1 protein-coding gene is annotated in these 531 nt (G+C 37.5%); it reads right to left on the reverse strand.

Going from position 1 to position 531, the window contains the following annotated elements; genetic code table 11:
• Positions 1-263: 263 nt before the first annotated feature.
• Complete coding sequence (locus tag OCV67_RS13505; protein ID WP_178085193.1) at positions 264-425, reverse strand: hypothetical protein; 162 nt, start codon at positions 423-425, stop codon at positions 264-266.
• Positions 426-531: the final 106 nt, after the last annotated feature.

Genomic DNA, 531 nt, shown 5'->3' on the forward strand with positions numbered 1-531 from the left:
TTTTATAATCTTAATCGCATTCACTCGGCTATTAATTATTTGTCGCCCATTCATTTTGAAAAATCTTTACTTTCTTCTTAATTCTTTTCGCCTTTTTGTGTCCAGATTATTGTGCGGCAACTCGGATTTTTTGTTCTTGTTCCGCTGCAATTGTCGGCTGAATTACCGTCACATTTGGATTCATATTAGCGCCTCCAATCTATTTTTTCACTACATACAATACCACTTTCTTGAGAAAATTGGTATCACCAAACCCAACGAAATTACGCCGCCAGAGCTGTGCAGAACCGACTAAAGCAGTCCTCTTTGTTTAGTGCATTCAGCTGTTTCAATTGTTCTTCTGTCAAGATTCCTTCAGCAAGCAGTTTCTCTGAAATCTGCCGAAGAATCCCGTAAGCGTATTCGGCTTGTCCATACTTGTTCATTTTTGATTTCTCCTTTGTTAAATTGATATATATATAACGCAAATGCAGTAAAGTTTGTTCCCGCACTTGCGTTATATCCGCACTGCATAAATTTGTTCTGTAAAAA

Source organism: Porcipelethomonas ammoniilytica (assembly GCF_025567485.1).
GTDB lineage: Bacteria > Bacillota > Clostridia > Oscillospirales > Ruminococcaceae > Porcipelethomonas > Porcipelethomonas ammoniilytica.

Bases quoted from the DNA above. Each gene is read 5' to 3' on its own strand.
- OCV67_RS13505 (WP_178085193.1), bottom strand. From the start codon at position 425: ATGAACAAGTATGGACAAGCCGAATACGCTTACGGGATTCTTCGGCAG.